A 15813-nucleotide genomic window follows, 5' to 3' on the forward strand; every position below is an offset into this window, starting at 1 on the left:
GGCGACATGGGGCGCCTTATCCATAACGCATCTTGGCATGGCGTAACGGTGTCGCGAGTGCATATCTGGCATCGGCTTTCCTCGTGGCCGGGCCTGCGGCGGATTTCGTGGCGGGCCGTGTGGGCGGATCAGGGGGCTGTGGGCGCGCGCAGGCTGGCCGCAAGCTTCAGGTCCGCGACAAAACGGTCATATTCGCGCACGCGCGCCGCTTCATCGGGCACGCGCAACAGGAAGGAGGGATGCACCGTCACCACCCCGGTCGTGCCGTCCGCCAGCGTAATCGCGCGTGAACGTTCACGCCCGATGGTGACGGGACGGCCCAGCAGGGCGGACGCCGCCGTGGCCCCCAGCATGACCAGTACATGCGGGCGGATGATGCGCCGTTCCGCCGCAAGCCATGGGGCGCAGCTGGCGATTTCCTCCGGCCCCGCCTTTTCATGGATGCGGCGCGTGCCATGGGGGCGGAATTTGAAGTGCTTGACGGTATTGGTCACATACGTGTCGTCACGCGCGATTCCCGCCTCCAGCAGGGCACGGTCGAACAACTGGCCCGCCGGGCCGACAAAGGGGCGGCCGGCAAGGTCTTCCTTATCCCCCGGCTGTTCACCGACAAACATCATGCGCGCGTCGCTGCGGCCCTCGCCAAACACGGTCTGGGTGGCGTGGCGGGCCATGGCGCAGATGCGGCAGGTCCGCGCCGCCAGCGCCACGGCGGGCAGGGCGGTGATGCGGGAAATGTCCAGCCCGTTTACCAGCGGCATGGCGGGCGGCGGCAGGCTGCCAAAGGCAATGGGGGCGGGCGCGGTGCCGTCCTGCCCGTACAGCAGTTTTTCGCCTGTCCATTCCATCCGCCGCCCCGGCAGCGCCAGCCGCCATGGCGCAAGCGACAGCTGGAAGGTCATGAACCGCGCATTGCATTCCGGGGCATAGGTCGCGGCGTCCAGCGTGGCATTCCACGCATCATGCCCGTCACCGCGCTGCATGAGGGTGAACAGGTCGTGGCGCAGGTGCACGGTTTCCGCGCGCACGGCCTGTGCCACGTCTTCCATCCGCGCAAGTTCTGGCGGCGGGATCGCGGTCCCGGTCGCATGCGCGTAGATCAGGTGGTAGGCGAGGGTGAAACGGTCAGGCAGCATGGACTGCAGCACATCCGCCGCCAGTTGCATGGTCTCACGCGGGATGCGGAAGGGCGGGGATGCGGGTTCGGGCGTGTCGGGCGGGCCGGATGGCGCGACATGCCACGTAATGTCCCCGGGCGGGACGTGCTGGCCCACCAGGGCGCGCGTCGCGCTGCGCCAGCGGGCAAAGTCGATCGGGTGGCCAAGGGTTATGGTGGTCTGGGGCATGGGGCGGCTTTCGGGTCATGACGGCGCGATGGTCGCGCACCGTGTCAGACAAGGCCCATTGCCTGCGCGCTGCGCCACATCATGTAGAATGCCACAATGAAAATAAGGTAGGCAAAAATCCGGCGCAGCCGTTGCGGGTGCTGGCCCAGTTGCCGCGCCAGCGCGGTGCCGCCCGCGCTGCCCGCAACGCCCCCCGCGACCAGTATGCCCACCATGGGCAGGTCAACCATGCCCGCCGCCGCGTAACTGATGGATGTTGTCAGCCCGAAGGCGCAGACCGCCACCAGTGACGTGGCAATGGCGTTGAGCATGGGCATGCCGGTCGCCGCCAGCAGGGCCGGCACGATCAGGAACCCGCCGCCAATGCCAAAGAACCCGGAACAGAACCCCGTCGCGACCCCGTACGCCACGATGGGCAGCGGGGCCGTGCGCATGGCGGCGGGCTGTGCCTGTGCCGCGGTCTGGTGGCACCCGCGCGCCATCAGCGCGCCAACCGCGACCATGACAAGGGCGAACAGGAACAGAAGGTGCTGTCCGTTGACGACCTTGCCGCACGCCGCCCCCGCCAGCGCGCCGGATATGCCGGCACTGGCGAACAGTGCGGCGCATTTCCATATGACATTGCCCGCCCGCGCATGGCTGGCCAGGCTGCATAGCGCATTGATGGTCACGGCCAGCGCGCTGGTGCCGATGGCCCGGTGCGGGTCGGCAATGCCCACTACATAAAGCAGCAGCGGCACCGCAAGGATCGACCCGCCGCCGCCAACCAGCCCCAGCGTGAAGCCGATGATCCCGCCGCTGCACAGCCCCAGCAGGGCATGCAACACGTCAGGCATGACAGCGCAGGCCGGGCCGGGTGGCCATGGATGCGTATGCGGCGCGGTCGGTCATGTGGGCTCCCGTAAAAGAGGGGTGCATAAATGGTTTATCTGTTTAATATATTATGTATGTATTTTATCAAGTCCTGTCCTGTGTTCCGCCGGGCGGGATTATGGTACGTAGGGGTTTGCCTAACTGGTCGAGGGGATCCGTGACATGAGCAATCTGCCCAGAACACGAGAAATTGCAGAAAACCTTGTGCAACGCTTGCGTCTGCTGGCCCAGCCGCAGCGGCTGATGGTGCTGGCATGCCTGCTGGCAGGTGAAAAGAGCGTGGGCCAGATCGAAGCTGAAACCGGTATCGGTCAGCCTACGTTAAGTCAGCAGCTGGCGGAACTCCGGCGGGCGGAAATCGTTATAACACGCAAGGAGGCCCGACAGGTCATTTACAGCATTAAGGATAATATGGAGGAAACGCGCATCCGCCTGATCTGCGCGGCCTGCGACCCGGAATTCGATATGGAGCAGTTGAGCGGTGTATTGCGCAGGAAAAACCCACCCGCACAGATGGCACATGACGGAACTGCGGCCTGTTTCGCCCGTATCCACGTTGATGCATGAAAAATAATGATACAATATGAGATGAGTTTACACAAATCGGGTGTTCACATCATGGATACGTTATTTAGGACGGGGCATTCTATATAATAGAAACAAAAAATTCTGATAGATAATACGCTCCAGTGGCCGACCAGCAGTATTGTATTTATTGTAGGGGCAGTATATGTCCCTGAAATGTAAGGTTCGTGTGGAAATCGCGACGACATGGCTGAATACAGAGGCACGGAATATATTATGTCTGATACAGAGCAGGATTTTTCATGTCTGGAACTGACGACACAGATTGTGTCGGCGCATGTTTCAAACAATAGTGTCGCGGCCGATGTGCTTCCCGACCTGATACGCAATGTCTATCAGGCGCTGTCCGTAGCGGGGCGCCCGGTCAACGAACCTGAAAAGCCGCAGCCTGCCGTGCCGATCAAGCGGTCGGTCTTTCCGGATTACATCGTCTGCCTGGAAGACGGCAAGAAGCTCAAGATGCTCAAGCGCCATCTGCACAGCGCCTATGGCATGACGCCGGAGCAGTACCGTGAACGCTGGGGCCTGCCGGCCGAATACCCCATGGTCGCCCCCAATTATGCCGAACGCCGGTCCAGCCTCGCACGTGAAATCGGTCTTGGCCGCAAGATTACCGCAGCGTCCGCCGCCGCTGCTGCCGCTGCTGCCGCCGATCATGATGAGCCGACCAGGCCCACCCGCCGCCGACGCAAGGCATAATGCTGATACGGCTTTCATAGTCCTGCCTTCGGTATGGGGGGTATCCATGATATGGCTCCATCATGGATACTGACCCTGATATGCTGCTGCATGCCACATCCCTTCGTCGCCGGCTTCTGGTCTGGCGGGGCGGGGCTGTGGCTTTTTTTGTGCTTGCCTGCATCGTGGCCACATGGCGCGCCGGGGGCGGGTTTGTGGGCCATGCGCCGCACCTGGTTCATCTGAAGCTGGAGGGGATCATCCCTTCGGACGAACACGAAAATGTCGAAGCCCTGCGCAAAGCCGCCGATGATGCATCGGTCCGTGGCCTGGTGCTGGAGGTCAACAGCCCCGGCGGCGCGGTAACGGGGGGCGAGGTGCTGCATGACGCCGTGGCCGCCTTTGCCCGGCGCAAGCCGGTGGTGGTGTCCATGGGTGGGGTTGCGGCATCGGCAGGGTATATGGTGTCGGTGCCCGCTTCGCGCATTTTTGCCAACCGCTCCACCCTGACCGGCTCGATCGGGGTCATTCTGGAATCGCCCGATGTATCGGGCCTGCTGGACCGGGTGGGGGTGCATGTGGACCAGCTGGTGTCCGGCCCGATGAAGGGGCAGCCTTCCATGGTGCAGCCACTTTCTCCCGAGGGGCGCGAAATGCTGCAGGGCGTGATTACCGACCTGTATGGTTTTTTCGTCAATGTCGTGGCGCAGGACCGGCATATGCCAGTCGAACGTGTAAAACAGCTGGCCGATGGTCGCCCCTATACCGGGCAGCAGGCGGTCCCGCTGGGGCTGGTGGATCAGGTCGGGTCCATGGCGGATGCACGTAAATGGTTGATCGACAACACACATCTGCCCGATGATGTGCGGGTGACCGATATCGGCCCCACGGCCACGCGGGTCAACTGGCGGCGGTGGTTTTCGGGTGTCCTGTCGGGGGTGCCGGGTGCAGAATTTCTGTTGAAGGAAAGTACCGCGCTTGACGGGGCCGTTGCGATCTGGAAACTTTAATCTGTTGTTTAAATTAGGGGAACAGGATGACCAGATCGGAATTGATTGCCGAACTCGCCGCTGCGCGTCCACATCTGCCCATACGGGAAGTGGAACGTATTGTTCAGGTCATCTTTACGGAAGTCAGTAATGCACTGATGCGGGGGGACAGGGTGGAACTGCGCGGTTTCGGGGCGTTCACGGTCAAGAAACGTGACGCCCGCACCGGCCGCAACCCCCGCACGGGTGAAACCGTGTCGGTGGAGGAAAAGGTGGTGCCGTTTTTCAAGGCGGGGAAGGAACTGCGCGAACGCGTCAATCAGTCGCATCAGACAACCGACTGACAATCCATCCCTTTCCTGATTCGCCTGCTATCGATGATTGATTGAAAATCATTTATTGAGAAAAAAAAGATAAAAGCGTCTGGATCCCGCCTTTTTTCAAAAAGGCGGCGTTCCCTGGGACTTTTTGAAAAAAGCCTCACCAAAAAACTTTCTTATCTGATTGCCCGGCGTCTTCCGGGCTGGCTTTCCAGACAGTCTCAGACAAAAACACCGCGCCGGGTTGGACCCGGCGCGGTGTTTCTTTATCATATGGCTGGCATGGCTGCCGGGATCAGTGGCGGGCGTTGATTTCCGCCAGCAGGAAGTCACGGAATACCGCCACGCGCTTGGATGTGCGCAGTTCCTCGGGATATACGAAATAGGCATCGACCGTGGGTAGCGGCACTTCCGGCAGGATCTTGACCAGATTGGGATACTGCGATGCCGCGTAAAGCGGGATCGACCCGATTCCGATACCGGCCGCGATTGCGCCCGCCATGGCGGCCAAGCTGTTGACCTCCAGCCGTGCCTGACGGCGTTCATCCGACGGGACGCCGGTTTCAGCCAGCCAGTTGATGTGCGGCACGGGCGGATGATAGCCACCGAACAGCACCAGCTTGTGGGCGTTCAGTTCCTCCAGCGTGCGCGGCGTGCCGTAATCATTCAGGTACGACTGCGAGGCATAGATCGGCAGCGGGAAATCCGCCAGGTGCCGCTGGATCAGGTCCGGCTGGCGGGGCGGGTGCATGCGCACCGCGACATCCGCTTCGCGCATGCCCAGATCCAGGTCGTTATCTTCCAGGATCAGGGTGATCGAAATGTCAGGATTGGTTTCCATGAACCGGTGCAGCCGCGGCGTAAGCCAGCAGGTGCCAAAGCCGGTTGTCGTGGTGACCCGTAGCCGTCCCGCCGCCTTTTCCTTGCTTTCCGTCAGCAGGGACTGCGTCATGGCCAGCTTGGAGAAGACTTCCCGGACCGTCTGGTTCAGTGTCTCACCCTGTTCGGTCAGGATCAGCCCCCGGGCATGCCGGTGGAAAAGGGGGACCTGCAGCGCCTCTTCCAGGGCTGAAATCTGCCGCGATACCGCAGACTGGCTCAGGTTAAGCACGTCGCCGGCATGGGTGAAGGACCCTGCTTCGGCTACAGCATGAAATATCCGGAGTTTATCCCAGTCCACGCGTTGACTCCGCTTTGCTATCTAATAAAGGGCGCGCCAAGTGTTATGACACTAAGCGTTGTGGTGAAGGAAATACGGAGGCAGGTCAAGGACTCTTCATGTTTCATTACTGCGCTGCCGCAAGAAAACGCTCGGCCTCCAGTGCCGCCATGCACCCGGTGCCAGCCGCTGTCACCGCCTGGCGGAATATCTTGTCCTGCACGTCACCTGCGGCAAAAACGCCGGGAACGGAGGTGCGGGTGCTGCCCGGCGTGGTGATGATGTAACCGTCTGTATCGATCGCCACCACATCACGGAAAATTGTGGTGTTGGGGGCGTGGCCGATGGCAACGAACACCCCATCCACATCGATATGTTGAATCGCGCCGGTCACGGTGTTGCGCAGGTCCGCCCCCGTGACCACGGGGGGCGTGCCGCTGCCGGTAATGCGTTCGACCGCGCTGTTCCATATGACCGAGATCTTGGGGTTGGCGTGCAAACGGTCCTGCAGGATCTTTTCCGCGCGCAGGCTGTCGCGGCGGTGGATCAGGGTCACGTGGCTGGCGTGGTGGGTCAGGTACAGTGCTTCTTCCACTGCCGTATTGCCGCCGCCCACAACGGCCACGCGCTTGCCGCGATAGAAAAAGCCGTCGCACGTGGCGCAGGCCGACACACCGGAACCCTGGAATTCCTTTTCCCCCGGCACACCCAGCCATTTGGCCTGCGCGCCGGTGGCGATGATGACGCTGCGCGCTTCATATACGGTACCGGAATCGCCGGTGGCGTAGAACCGCCCGGTGCCGTCCGCACGGGTGAAATCGCATGAAACGATGATGTCATCCATAAGCCGCGTGCCGACATTGCCGGCCTGTTCGGCCATCTGCATCATCAGGTCCGGTCCCTGCACGCCCTTGGCGAAGCCGGGATAATTCTCGACATCCGTGGTGATCATCAGCTGCCCGCCGGGCTGCAGCCCCGCGACCAGGACGGGGGAGAGATTCGCGCGCGCGGCATAGATGGCGGCGGTGTAACCGGCGGGACCCGCACCAATGACAAGCAGGTCGGTAGAACACGTCTGGGGCATGAGATCAGAAAAACCCTATCGTCATAATTTCCTTTGGTATGGTCGTCCACTGGCGTCCGTGCAAGGGTTGGAGTAGGAAGGGCGTCATTATTACGGCATATGGGCGCGACAGCCGCCCCCTTTGCGAAAGATGGAACAGGCATGGCGGAACGGATGGCTGATCTGGATGCGATTGACCGTCGGATTGTGGCCGAGCTTCAGCTGGACGGACGCATGACGAACGTGGAACTGGCGCGGCGCGTGGGCATTTCCGCGCCGCCCTGCCTGCGCCGCATGCGCCGGCTGGAGGAAGACCACGTGATCCGTGGCTATCATGCCGATACGGATGGCGCGCGGCTGGGATGGTCGATCACGCTGTTCGCGCTGATCGGGCTGGACAGCCAGAAGGAAGCGGTCCTGTCGGCTTTTGAAAACCAGGTATCCGGCTGGCCGGAAGTACGCGAATGCCACATGATCCGGGGCGGGGGGGATTTCCTGGTCCGGCTGGTGGCGCGCGACGCGACGCATGAAAACCTGCTGACCCGGCAGTTGACCGAAGCCCCGCATGTGGTGCGCGTGCAGACACTGCAGACCATCCGCACCAGTCTGAACCGGCCCGGCGTGCCTGTGTAATGATGCGGTACAGCCCGCGCTGGTGGCTGTACCTGCTTTTGCTGCTGGCCGCTGTGCGGCTGGTTGTGGCGGGCGTCCTGCCACTTTCCCCTGATGAAGCGTATTACCGGCTGTGGGCGTTCGCACCCGCCGCGGGCTACCTTGACCACCCGCCCATGGTGGCGGTGTGGATACGGCTGGGCATGCTGCTGGGCGGTGACACGGCGTCTGGTGTCCGGCTGGTGGGGGTGCTGGCGGGGGCGGGGCTGTCCTTTTTCGTGTTCCGTGCCGTGCGTGACCTGCTGCCCGATGCAGGGCGGGCGGGGGCCGTGCGGGCCTGCGTTATGTTGCAGGCGACGCTGGCGCTGGCAATTCAGTCGGTTGTCATAACACCGGACATGCCGGTGATGTTTTTCGTGTCCATGCTGTTATGGGCCATGGGGCGCGTCAACGCCGGGGCGGGGACGGGCTGGTGGCTGGTGGCGGGTCTGGCCGCGGGCCTTGCGTGCGACAGTAAATATACCGCCATCCTGCCGGTTGGCGGCATCGGGCTGTGGCTGGTGGTCCGGGGGCTGCGTCACCGCGCATGGGGACTGCGACAGGTACCGGGCGTCATGGGTGGCGCGGTAGCGGCGGCTTTGTGCGTGGCCCCCGTGGTGTGGTGGAACGCACGGCATGGCTGGGCCAGTTTTGTCCGGCAGGGTGGGCGGACAGCGGACTGGCATCCCGGGCGGGCCGTTCAGTTCCTGACCGAACTGGCGGCGGGACAGTCGGGATTGATGACGCCGGGCATCGCGGCCTTTTTTATATGGGGGCAGGTTGTCGTGCTGCGCCATGCGCGGCGGGATGCGGGGGCTGCGCTCCTGGCGTGCATGACGTTGCTGCCGGCCTGCGTATTCATGCAGCATGCCATGGGCGACCGGGTGCAGGCGAACTGGCCGGTGGTGATCTATCCCATGCTGGCGGCGGGTGCGGCCATGGTGGCGTGGCGGTGGGGGCGCTGGGCGGTTGGGGGCGGTGTCATGTTTGGCGCGCTGGTTTACATGCAGGCGCTGTTTGCCCCGCTGCCGCTGTCGGCCCATACGGATGTGGCGTTGCGGCAGATGGCGGGCTGGCGCGATCTGGCCACCCGGATTGCGGACCATGCGAGACCGGGCGATTTCATTGCCGCGTGTGATTACGGCACGGCGGCGGAACTGGCCACGGTCATGCCCGGCCGGGTCGTGGTGGGGATGGAACCGCGCTGGGCGCTGTTCAACCTGCCGCATGACGTGGCGGGGGAGGGGATCATGGTCTGTAATCCCCGCCGTGATTTTGACCGGGATGATTTCACGTCGGTCCAGCCGGTTGCCACCCTGACGCGCGGACGACGCAAAAGGGTGGCGGAACGTGTCGCCCTGTATCGTGTCAGCCTGCGTCCGGATCTGTCGCCTGCACAGCGCAGCACCATCGTCAGGCTACCCACGCCGTAGCACAGCATTAAAAGTTGCCGGGTGCCGCCTTTTTTCAAAAAGGCGGCGTTGCCTGAAGCTTTTTGAAAAAAGCTGAACCAAAAACCCTTGCTTCTGAAGCGTTCAGGATCAGGTCGCCGGGGCAACCTGACGCACCTGTTCCAGCAATGCCTTCATGCGGAAGGGTTTTTCCAGCAGCGGCAGCGGCGCGTAACCGGCCAGACGGTCGGGGTCGCCGCTCATCACGATCACATGGCAGCCCTGGGCCTGTGCCGTGGCGATCAGGGCATCGGGGTCGCCATCGGGTAGCGTCAGGTCCACCAGCGCCAGCGTAAAGCGCGTTGTCCCGATCCGCTGCATGGCGTCCGCCACGTCGGGGCTTATGGTGACATGGATGCCGTTTGCCTCCAGCATGGTGGCGACCAGTTCCGCTATCGTCGCCTCATCCTCGACAATCAGGGCAGAAATCTGGGTCATGACGGAATGCTCTCGGTCCGGGTGGAATGGGGGACGGGGGTGCGTATCTGTGCGGCTACCGGCCATGGGGCGATGCCACGCGGGGACAGGGCCAGCGTACCCAGTTCCAGCAGGCCGGGGCTGAAGGCGGCGGGACTGGCGCGCACCTGCGCCAGGTCAAACCACCCCACGTCACACGCATCATCACCCGCCGCGATGTCGGTCCAGCCATTGTCATGGCATTGCACGGCCACGATCAGGTAGTGGAAGCGGATCCGGCCCGCGCTGTCACGGTCGATCAGGTCAAAGGCCGTCAGCGTGCCTTCGGCATGGGTGATGAAGCCGGTTTCCTCCCGCAGTTCGCGCGCTGCGGCGTCCAGATAGCTTTCGCCATATTCGATGCGGCCGCCGGGAAAACCCCACAGCCCCTGATCTGGCGGGTTGCGCCTGCAGACCAGCAGCATGCGCCCGTTACGGACCACAATGGACAGGACAGCCCCGGCTAGTGTCATGTTATCAGCCATATAGGGAATATATCGGATCGAGGCCCGGCATCCATGCCTGTATCGGACCACTTTGTTCCCGATTGCGTGAACACGACCCGGCAGGCAGGAAAAACGCTAGCGTTTCAGCACGATATGCGCCCGGCAGCGCGGGGTGCCATAGGTGCCGACCATCGTGTCGCCTTCGGGGCGGGCTTCGAACACCATGGGAAAGGCCGCACCCGATGCCTGCCTGACCACGGTTTCGGTATGGTACAGGTCGGCATTTTTCTGCGGCACGCCCGTCAGCGCGATGGAGCCATCGGCGGGGGTGAACGTCATGCGTTTCGTGCCGATCTGGAAGGTCGAGGTATTGCCGGTTTCGGTGGTGCAGTTGCCCTGATCACGCACCAGTTGCCCCGTCCATAACCCCTGCGGGTCATTCTTGGCATCGGCGCGCGCGGGGGAAGCGGCAAGGGGAAGGCAGGCCACGCAGGCGGCGGCCAGCAGGAATGAACGTGCAGTCATGAAACAACCATATGATCCGGTTTGTCGGAACCGACAGGAAAGACAGGGCCTGCCTGAATGCGTATATTGTGCTATCTGCGCGGGAAAGACTATCCCACCCTTGCAATATGTTCCCGGCTCATGCTGGAAGCCTAGTTTATCGATAATGCCGCGACCGAAAGATACATGATGAACGATACCGCGAAGACCGCCGCCCCTGTCGAAGGACTTGATGAATCCCTGCATGAGGATCGTATCCTGATCCTGGATTTCGGCAGCCAGGTCACCCAGCTGATTGCCCGGCGCGTGCGTGAAAGCGGGGTGTATTGCGAAATCTGGCCGTATTCCAGCACGGCCGAGCGGATTCGCGCCTTTGCGCCCAAGGGCATCATCCTGTCCGGCAGCCCCGCCAGCGTGCTGGACAGGGACGCGCCGACCATCCCCGAGGTGGTGTTCGCCCTGAATGTGCCGGTGCTGGGCATATGCTACGGCCAGCAGGCCATGTGCCGCCAGCTGGGTGGCACGGTGGAGACATCCGAACACCGTGAATTCGGCCGCGCGCATATCGATATCATAAAGGACTGTGCCCTGTTCCGTGGCACATGGGCGCGCGGCGGGCGTGAACAGGTGTGGATGAGCCACGGCGACCGCGTGACAAAGCTGCCGCCCGGTTTCCAGGCCGTGGCCGTGAGCGAGGGCGCGCCGTTCGCGATCATCGCCGACGAAGGCCGCCGCCTGTATGGCGTGCAGTTCCACCCCGAAGTGGTGCATACCCCGCATGGCGCGGCCCTGCTGCGCAATTTCACCCATGATGTCGCGGGCTGCCGGGGCACGTGGACCATGGCGGGCTTCCGTGAAATGGAAATCGCCCGCATCCGCCAGCAGGTGGGCAAGGGACGCGTGATCTGCGGCCTGTCGGGCGGGGTGGATTCCTCGGTCGCCGCCGTGCTGATCCATCAGGCCATTGGCGACCAGCTGACCTGCATTTTCGTTGATCCCGGCATCCTGCGCGCGGGTGAGGCGGATGAAGTGATCCGCACCTTCCGTGACCGCTTCAACATTCACCTGATCCACCGTGACGCGTCCGACCTGTTCCTGAACGCGCTGGAAGGGGTGAGCGACCCCGAAATCAAGCGCAAGACCATTGGCCGCCTGTTTATTGAAGTGTTCGAGGAAGAAGCCGCCAAGCTGGGTGGCGCCGAATTCCTGGCGCAGGGCACGCTGTACCCCGACGTGATCGAAAGTGTCAGCTTCACCGGTGGCCCGTCCGTCACCATCAAGTCGCACCACAATGTGGGCGGCCTGCCGGAACGGATGAAGATGAAGCTGGTCGAGCCGCTGCGTGAACTGTTCAAGGACGAGGTGCGCGAACTGGGCCGGGAGATGGATATTCCCGAAGCGATCGTCGGCCGCCATCCGTTCCCCGGGCCGGGGCTTGCCATCCGTATCCCCGGCGCCATCACACGCGAAAAGCTGGACCTGCTGCGGCGGGTTGATTCGATCTTCCTTGAGGAAATCCGTGCCGCTGGCCTGTATGACGCCATCTGGCAGGCCTTTGCCGTGCTGCTGCCGGTCCGCACCGTGGGGGTCATGGGCGATGGCCGCACATATGATTACGCCTGCGCCCTGCGCGCGGTGACCAGCACCGACGGCATGACGGCGGATATCTATCCCTTTGACATGTCCTTCCTCAACCGCGTGGCTGGGCGGATCGTCAATGAAGTGCGTGGCGTCAACCGCGTGACCTATGACATTACGTCCAAGCCGCCGGGAACGATTGAGTGGGAATGAGTGAGTATTATTTCCAATAAATAAAGCGTCTATATTATAAATACATTCTGTTTTTATTATCCTTCAGGATTCATGTCCGTTTGGGCATGCGTCCTGAGGGATTTTTTGTGGGTGGATATGGAATGCCATATCGGAACCAGTAACGCATTCTGATCTTCTGTTCTGGCAATGCATTTCCTATTTTGTATTTCTGTTTTATTTGATGCCAAATAATGGTGCTGAATATCCGTTTTTAGATCAGCATACAGGGCATGCCCACATTTCCCCATTCCACTGACGGCGGCCTGCATCAATCGAAAGATAGGCACTGGCCAGAACATGTCGTGTCGTTCAGGGGGCAACCGCATGGCCGTTTGCTAAATGGAAGGATGGCATTGATGCGACCGGACGTTTCCCAGCACAGTGGAATGCATGGGACAATGAAATCTGCCGTAAGGGCGATGAATACAATCGACAGTCATCGGGACCAACTGGTGACATGCCCCGAAGTTTAAGAAAGACCGGGTATGGGGAAATACTGTGTGGCAAACTGGAAATGAAAATACTGTCCTGAATTTTCATACATTCCGGCATCATTCCTGTTGTGCCGATAGCCTTGGGGTCGGCATGACCATGCCGGTCCATGTCATGCTGCTGGTATTGGCAATGCATCGGGAATGTCGAACCGAACGACAGGCGCGTCGCGCAACCGCGGGCTGTTATCTGTCAGGTCCAGATTAAATAACGCGCATCCCTTTCCCTGTTTCCTGCTGCTGGCAGGGCAGGCCGGGCTTTGCCCCATGACGCAGGGGCCTGCAGGATATTCGATACAGGCACCGTCATGTCCCCGATATGGGACAACCGGCTGAAGTATCAATGTGTGTGGAAGATTTACAAAAGATTGCTTGTGTCCGTTGCCGGGCCTGCATGGGGGGGCAATATTTCCCGGATCGTCCCGTGCCGCCCGTTGACAATGGCCGGGGCCGGGCGCGCGGTTTTCCGGATATATTTCCAGTAAGGCCATGCCACGGGCGCGGTGTGGCCGGGGCAGGGCAGGATATGCCAGCACATGCACGCCCGTCCGGGATGGGTTGGGAAAGGTGCATATTTGATATTGCAATTCACTCTCAATTGCTAAATAAGCTGCCGGGAACCGTCACAGTGTGAGCTTTGATCAATGAGTCTTCGTACGCTTTGCCTGAGCACCATCTGCGCCGCCAGCCTGCTGGTGGGTTTGGGCGCTCCGGTGGCGGTCCGCGCCGCAACTGGCGTGGACAGTGCCGTGCCACAGAAGGCCAGGCCCGCCTCCACACCCCGCGCACAGCCGGACCGGACCCCGGCGGACAGTGCGGTGGCACAGGCGGATGCCACACCGGACAGCCCCGCGCCCCGACACGAGGACATGGTCGTCACCGCCGCGCGCAGGAACCGCATGTATGTCAGCAGCGGTGGTGATCTGGGCGCATTGGGCAAGAAGAAGGGGCTGGACGTGCCCTTCAACATCCGCAGCTACAATTCCAGCCTGATCCTAAACCAGCAGTCACAGACACTGGGCGACGTGCTGCTGAACGATCCCACCGTGCGCACGACAATGGGGTATGGCAATTACGCGCAGCTGTTCCAGATCCGCGGCTTCACGCTGTATGGCGATGACGTGGCGATTGATGGCCTGTATGGCGTTACCCCACGGCAGCTTGTCTCGCCCCAGCTTTATGATTCGGTGCAGGTGCTCAATGGCGCCAGCGCGTTCCTTAATGGCGCGGCCCCCGGTGGCTCGGCCATTGGCGGCAATGTCAACCTGATCCCCAAACGCGCGGCCGCGACGGACATCACGCGCATTACCGGCGATTACACCAGCGGCGGGCAGGGCGGTGGCGCGTTTGATATCAGCCGCCGCTTTGGTCGCGACCATGCCTTCGGCTTCCGCTTCAATGCCGCCGGTATGGATGGGGAAACGGCGATCAAGGGCGAACGGCGTGACGATGTGGCCCTGGGCGCGGCCTTTGACTGGCACAATGACGATACGCGCATCGACATGAACATGAATTACCAGAAACAGCAGGTTTATGGCGGGCGCAGCGCGATCATCGTCTCCAGCCTGGCGGATAGCATGCCTGCGCCCAAGGCCACCGCGCCGTCGGAAAACTGGGGGCAGCGCTGGGCTTATACCGACCTGAGCTATCTGTTCGGCACGCTGAACATCGAACATGATTTTGGCAGCCACATTACGGCGTATGGCAAATTTGGCGCGCAGGGCGGCAATGAAATGGGCAATTACGCCACCACCACGCTGACCAATTCCCGCACCGGGGCGGGCACCGTGGGCGCCATGGCGGATGCGTACAACGTCATGAACGAGGCCACGCAGGCCGGTATCCGTGCGCATGTCACCACCGGTCCGATCAGGCATGAAATCAACGCGGGTGGGTCGGCGATATGGGAGGAATCAGATGCCGCCTATTCCATGAGCCTGACCTCTGCCGCGGGCAACATCTATCATCCCACGCAGTTTACCCCGCAGGAAACCTATAGCGGCGGCAGCCTGAACAATCCCGGCCGGGTGGCGTGGAACAAGCTGTACAGCCTGTTCCTGTCCGATACCATGACGTTCTGGCACGACCGCATCGCGCTGACGGGGGGCTTCCGGTACCAGGATATCCTGTCGGATTCCTTCCTGTATGGCAGTGGCAAGCTGGATACGCATTACGATGCGGCGGCGTTCTCGCCTGTCATTGGCCTTGTCATCCATCCGGTCAAACATGCGGCCCTGTATTTCAACCGTATCCAGGGGCTGTCGGCGGGGCAGACGGTGGGGGCCACCTACGTCAATGCCGGGCAGGTCTTTGCCCCGTACCAGAGTACCCAGTACGAAGTTGGCGCCAAGTATGACGTGGGCCGCTTTGCCGCAGGTGTCGCATTTTTCCAGACCGCCATGCCGCAGGGCATGACCGAAGCCTACGGCAATACCGGGCAGATGCTGTACACACAGAATGGCCGGCAGCGTAACCGGGGCATGGAACTGACCTTTAATGGGGAAATCCTGCGCGGGCTGCGCTTCAACGGTGGCCTGACGTTGATTGATGCAAAGCAGATGAATACGGCGGGCGGCGCGTATGACGGCAAGACCGTGATTGGCGTGCCGAACTATACCATCAACGGCAACCTTGAATACGACGTGCCGTTCGTGAAGGGGCTGACACTGGTGGGCCGTGTCATCAGCACGGGCAAACAGCAGTTCAACAGTACCAATTCGACGCATCTGCCCGCATGGTCACGTTTTGACCTTGGTGCGCGCTATACTTTCCTTGCGGCAAAGAAACCGCTGACCGCGCGCTTCGAGGTCGATAACATTGGCAACCAGCGCTACTGGGCTTCGGTTTACCAGAGCGATCTTGTCATGGGGGACCCGGAGACCTTCAAGTTCTCGATCAGTGCCGACCTGTAAAAAAATGCACAGAAGTAATAAAAGTTTTTGGGCGCCGCCTTTTTTCAAAAAGGCGGTGTTCTTTGAAGATTTTTGAA

At 61.6% G+C, this 15813-nt stretch carries 15 protein-coding genes; 8 read left to right on the forward strand and 7 right to left on the reverse strand.

Annotation, left to right across the window (positions count from 1 at the left end; translation table 11 throughout):
* Nucleotides 1–128 precede the first annotated feature (128 nt).
* Both AC1RQ9_RS04615 and AC1RQ9_RS04620 read right to left on the reverse strand, forming a co-directional pair.
* Nucleotides 129–1346 (reverse strand): UdgX family uracil-DNA binding protein, encoded by a 1218-nt coding sequence (locus tag AC1RQ9_RS04615; protein WP_485985765.1) that lies wholly within the window; start codon nucleotides 1344–1346, stop codon nucleotides 129–131.
* 44 nt (nucleotides 1347–1390) lie between these two features.
* Nucleotides 1391–2182, reverse strand: coding sequence for a sulfite exporter TauE/SafE family protein (locus AC1RQ9_RS04620; RefSeq protein WP_485985766.1), 792 nt, complete (start codon nucleotides 2180–2182; stop codon nucleotides 1391–1393).
* Between the two features lie 199 nt (nucleotides 2183–2381).
* On the opposite strand from AC1RQ9_RS04620, the gene AC1RQ9_RS04625 reads away from it, so the two are divergent.
* The 4 genes from AC1RQ9_RS04625 (at nucleotide 2382) to AC1RQ9_RS04640 (ending at nucleotide 4815) form a co-directional block, all read left to right on the forward strand.
* A complete protein-coding gene (locus tag AC1RQ9_RS04625) occupies nucleotides 2382–2786 on the forward strand; it encodes an ArsR/SmtB family transcription factor (RefSeq protein ID WP_485985767.1) in 405 nt (134 codons plus the stop codon).
* A 234-nt stretch (nucleotides 2787–3020) separates the two neighbouring features.
* Complete coding sequence (locus AC1RQ9_RS04630; RefSeq protein WP_485985768.1) at nucleotides 3021–3503, forward strand: Ros/MucR family transcriptional regulator; 483 nt, start codon at nucleotides 3021–3023, stop codon at nucleotides 3501–3503.
* A gap of 62 nt (nucleotides 3504–3565) precedes the next feature.
* A complete protein-coding gene (gene sppA, locus AC1RQ9_RS04635) occupies nucleotides 3566–4492 on the forward strand; it encodes a signal peptide peptidase SppA (protein WP_485985769.1) in 927 nt (308 codons plus the stop codon).
* Between the two features lie 26 nt (nucleotides 4493–4518).
* Nucleotides 4519–4815 carry an integration host factor subunit beta gene (locus AC1RQ9_RS04640; RefSeq protein ID WP_193732251.1) on the forward strand — a complete coding sequence of 99 codons (297 nt, stop codon included), beginning with the start codon at nucleotides 4519–4521 and terminating at the stop codon, nucleotides 4813–4815.
* A 271-nt stretch (nucleotides 4816–5086) separates the two neighbouring features.
* On the opposite strand, the gene AC1RQ9_RS04645 is transcribed toward AC1RQ9_RS04640, so the two are convergent.
* Both AC1RQ9_RS04645 and trxB read right to left on the reverse strand, forming a co-directional pair.
* Nucleotides 5087–5971, reverse strand: coding sequence for a LysR family transcriptional regulator (locus AC1RQ9_RS04645; RefSeq protein WP_025438836.1), 885 nt, complete (start codon nucleotides 5969–5971; stop codon nucleotides 5087–5089).
* Nucleotides 5972–6077: 106 nt separating this feature from the next.
* Nucleotides 6078–7034 (reverse strand): thioredoxin-disulfide reductase, encoded by a 957-nt coding sequence (gene trxB, locus AC1RQ9_RS04650; protein WP_193732250.1) that lies wholly within the window; start codon nucleotides 7032–7034, stop codon nucleotides 6078–6080.
* A gap of 141 nt (nucleotides 7035–7175) precedes the next feature.
* Between trxB and AC1RQ9_RS04655 the strand changes: the two genes are divergently transcribed.
* Together AC1RQ9_RS04655 and AC1RQ9_RS04660 are read left to right on the forward strand one after the other, a co-directional pair.
* Nucleotides 7176–7646 (forward strand): Lrp/AsnC family transcriptional regulator, encoded by a 471-nt coding sequence (locus tag AC1RQ9_RS04655; protein ID WP_010509316.1) that lies wholly within the window; start codon nucleotides 7176–7178, stop codon nucleotides 7644–7646.
* The gene (locus AC1RQ9_RS04660; protein WP_485985771.1) at nucleotides 7646–9097 is read left to right on the forward strand and encodes an ArnT family glycosyltransferase; all 1452 of its coding nucleotides are present in this window, start codon (nucleotides 7646–7648) and stop codon (nucleotides 9095–9097) included. Before AC1RQ9_RS04655 ends, AC1RQ9_RS04660 begins: the two co-directional genes overlap by 1 nt.
* A 108-nt stretch (nucleotides 9098–9205) precedes the next feature.
* Here AC1RQ9_RS04660 and AC1RQ9_RS04665 read toward each other — a convergent pair whose 3' ends face one another.
* The 3 genes from AC1RQ9_RS04665 to AC1RQ9_RS04675 all read right to left on the reverse strand — a co-directional run bounded on the left by AC1RQ9_RS04665 (nucleotide 9206) and on the right by AC1RQ9_RS04675 (nucleotide 10542).
* Nucleotides 9206–9553, reverse strand: a complete 348-nt coding sequence (locus AC1RQ9_RS04665; RefSeq protein WP_485985772.1) for a response regulator — start codon at nucleotides 9551–9553, stop codon at nucleotides 9206–9208.
* Nucleotides 9550–10056, reverse strand: a complete 507-nt coding sequence (locus AC1RQ9_RS04670; RefSeq protein ID WP_485985774.1) for an NUDIX hydrolase — start codon at nucleotides 10054–10056, stop codon at nucleotides 9550–9552. The genes AC1RQ9_RS04665 and AC1RQ9_RS04670 overlap by 4 nt, the downstream gene beginning before the upstream one ends.
* 96 nt (nucleotides 10057–10152) lie before the next feature.
* The gene (locus AC1RQ9_RS04675; RefSeq protein ID WP_485985776.1) at nucleotides 10153–10542 is read right to left on the reverse strand and encodes a hypothetical protein; all 390 of its coding nucleotides are present in this window, start codon (nucleotides 10540–10542) and stop codon (nucleotides 10153–10155) included.
* A gap of 168 nt (nucleotides 10543–10710) precedes the next feature.
* Here AC1RQ9_RS04675 and guaA point away from each other — a divergent pair, with 168 nt between their 5' ends.
* Both guaA and AC1RQ9_RS04685 read left to right on the forward strand, forming a co-directional pair.
* A complete protein-coding gene (guaA, locus tag AC1RQ9_RS04680; RefSeq protein WP_193732249.1) occupies nucleotides 10711–12312 on the forward strand; it encodes a glutamine-hydrolyzing GMP synthase in 1602 nt (533 codons plus the stop codon).
* A 1156-nt stretch (nucleotides 12313–13468) separates the two neighbouring features.
* Nucleotides 13469–15736 carry a TonB-dependent receptor gene (locus AC1RQ9_RS04685; RefSeq protein WP_485985777.1) on the forward strand — a complete coding sequence of 756 codons (2268 nt, stop codon included), beginning with the start codon at nucleotides 13469–13471 and terminating at the stop codon, nucleotides 15734–15736.
* Nucleotides 15737–15813: the final 77 nt, after the last annotated feature.

The organism is Komagataeibacter ossonobensis (assembly GCF_057359305.1).

Excerpts from the sequence above, each read along its gene's own strand:
- sppA (WP_485985769.1), top strand. The coding sequence starts at position 3,566 with ATGGATACTGACCCTGATATGCTGCTGCATGCCACATCCCTTCGTCGC.
- AC1RQ9_RS04675 (WP_485985776.1), bottom strand. The coding sequence starts at position 10,542 with ATGACTGCACGTTCATTCCTGCTGGCCGCCGCCTGCGTGGCCTGCCTT.
- AC1RQ9_RS04630 (WP_485985768.1), top strand. The coding sequence starts at position 3,021 with ATGTCTGATACAGAGCAGGATTTTTCATGTCTGGAACTGACGACACAG.
- AC1RQ9_RS04685 (WP_485985777.1), top strand. The coding sequence starts at position 13,469 with ATGAGTCTTCGTACGCTTTGCCTGAGCACCATCTGCGCCGCCAGCCTG.
- AC1RQ9_RS04655 (WP_010509316.1), top strand. The coding sequence starts at position 7,176 with ATGGCGGAACGGATGGCTGATCTGGATGCGATTGACCGTCGGATTGTG.
- trxB (WP_193732250.1), bottom strand. The coding sequence starts at position 7,034 with ATGCCCCAGACGTGTTCTACCGACCTGCTTGTCATTGGTGCGGGTCCC.
- AC1RQ9_RS04670 (WP_485985774.1), bottom strand. The coding sequence starts at position 10,056 with ATGGCTGATAACATGACACTAGCCGGGGCTGTCCTGTCCATTGTGGTC.
- guaA (WP_193732249.1), top strand. The coding sequence starts at position 10,711 with ATGAACGATACCGCGAAGACCGCCGCCCCTGTCGAAGGACTTGATGAA.
- AC1RQ9_RS04615 (WP_485985765.1), bottom strand. The coding sequence starts at position 1,346 with ATGCCCCAGACCACCATAACCCTTGGCCACCCGATCGACTTTGCCCGC.
- AC1RQ9_RS04625 (WP_485985767.1), top strand. The coding sequence starts at position 2,382 with ATGAGCAATCTGCCCAGAACACGAGAAATTGCAGAAAACCTTGTGCAA.
- AC1RQ9_RS04640 (WP_193732251.1), top strand. The coding sequence starts at position 4,519 with ATGACCAGATCGGAATTGATTGCCGAACTCGCCGCTGCGCGTCCACAT.
- AC1RQ9_RS04620 (WP_485985766.1), bottom strand. The coding sequence starts at position 2,182 with ATGCCTGACGTGTTGCATGCCCTGCTGGGGCTGTGCAGCGGCGGGATC.
- AC1RQ9_RS04660 (WP_485985771.1), top strand. The coding sequence starts at position 7,646 with ATGATGCGGTACAGCCCGCGCTGGTGGCTGTACCTGCTTTTGCTGCTG.
- AC1RQ9_RS04665 (WP_485985772.1), bottom strand. The coding sequence starts at position 9,553 with ATGACCCAGATTTCTGCCCTGATTGTCGAGGATGAGGCGACGATAGCG.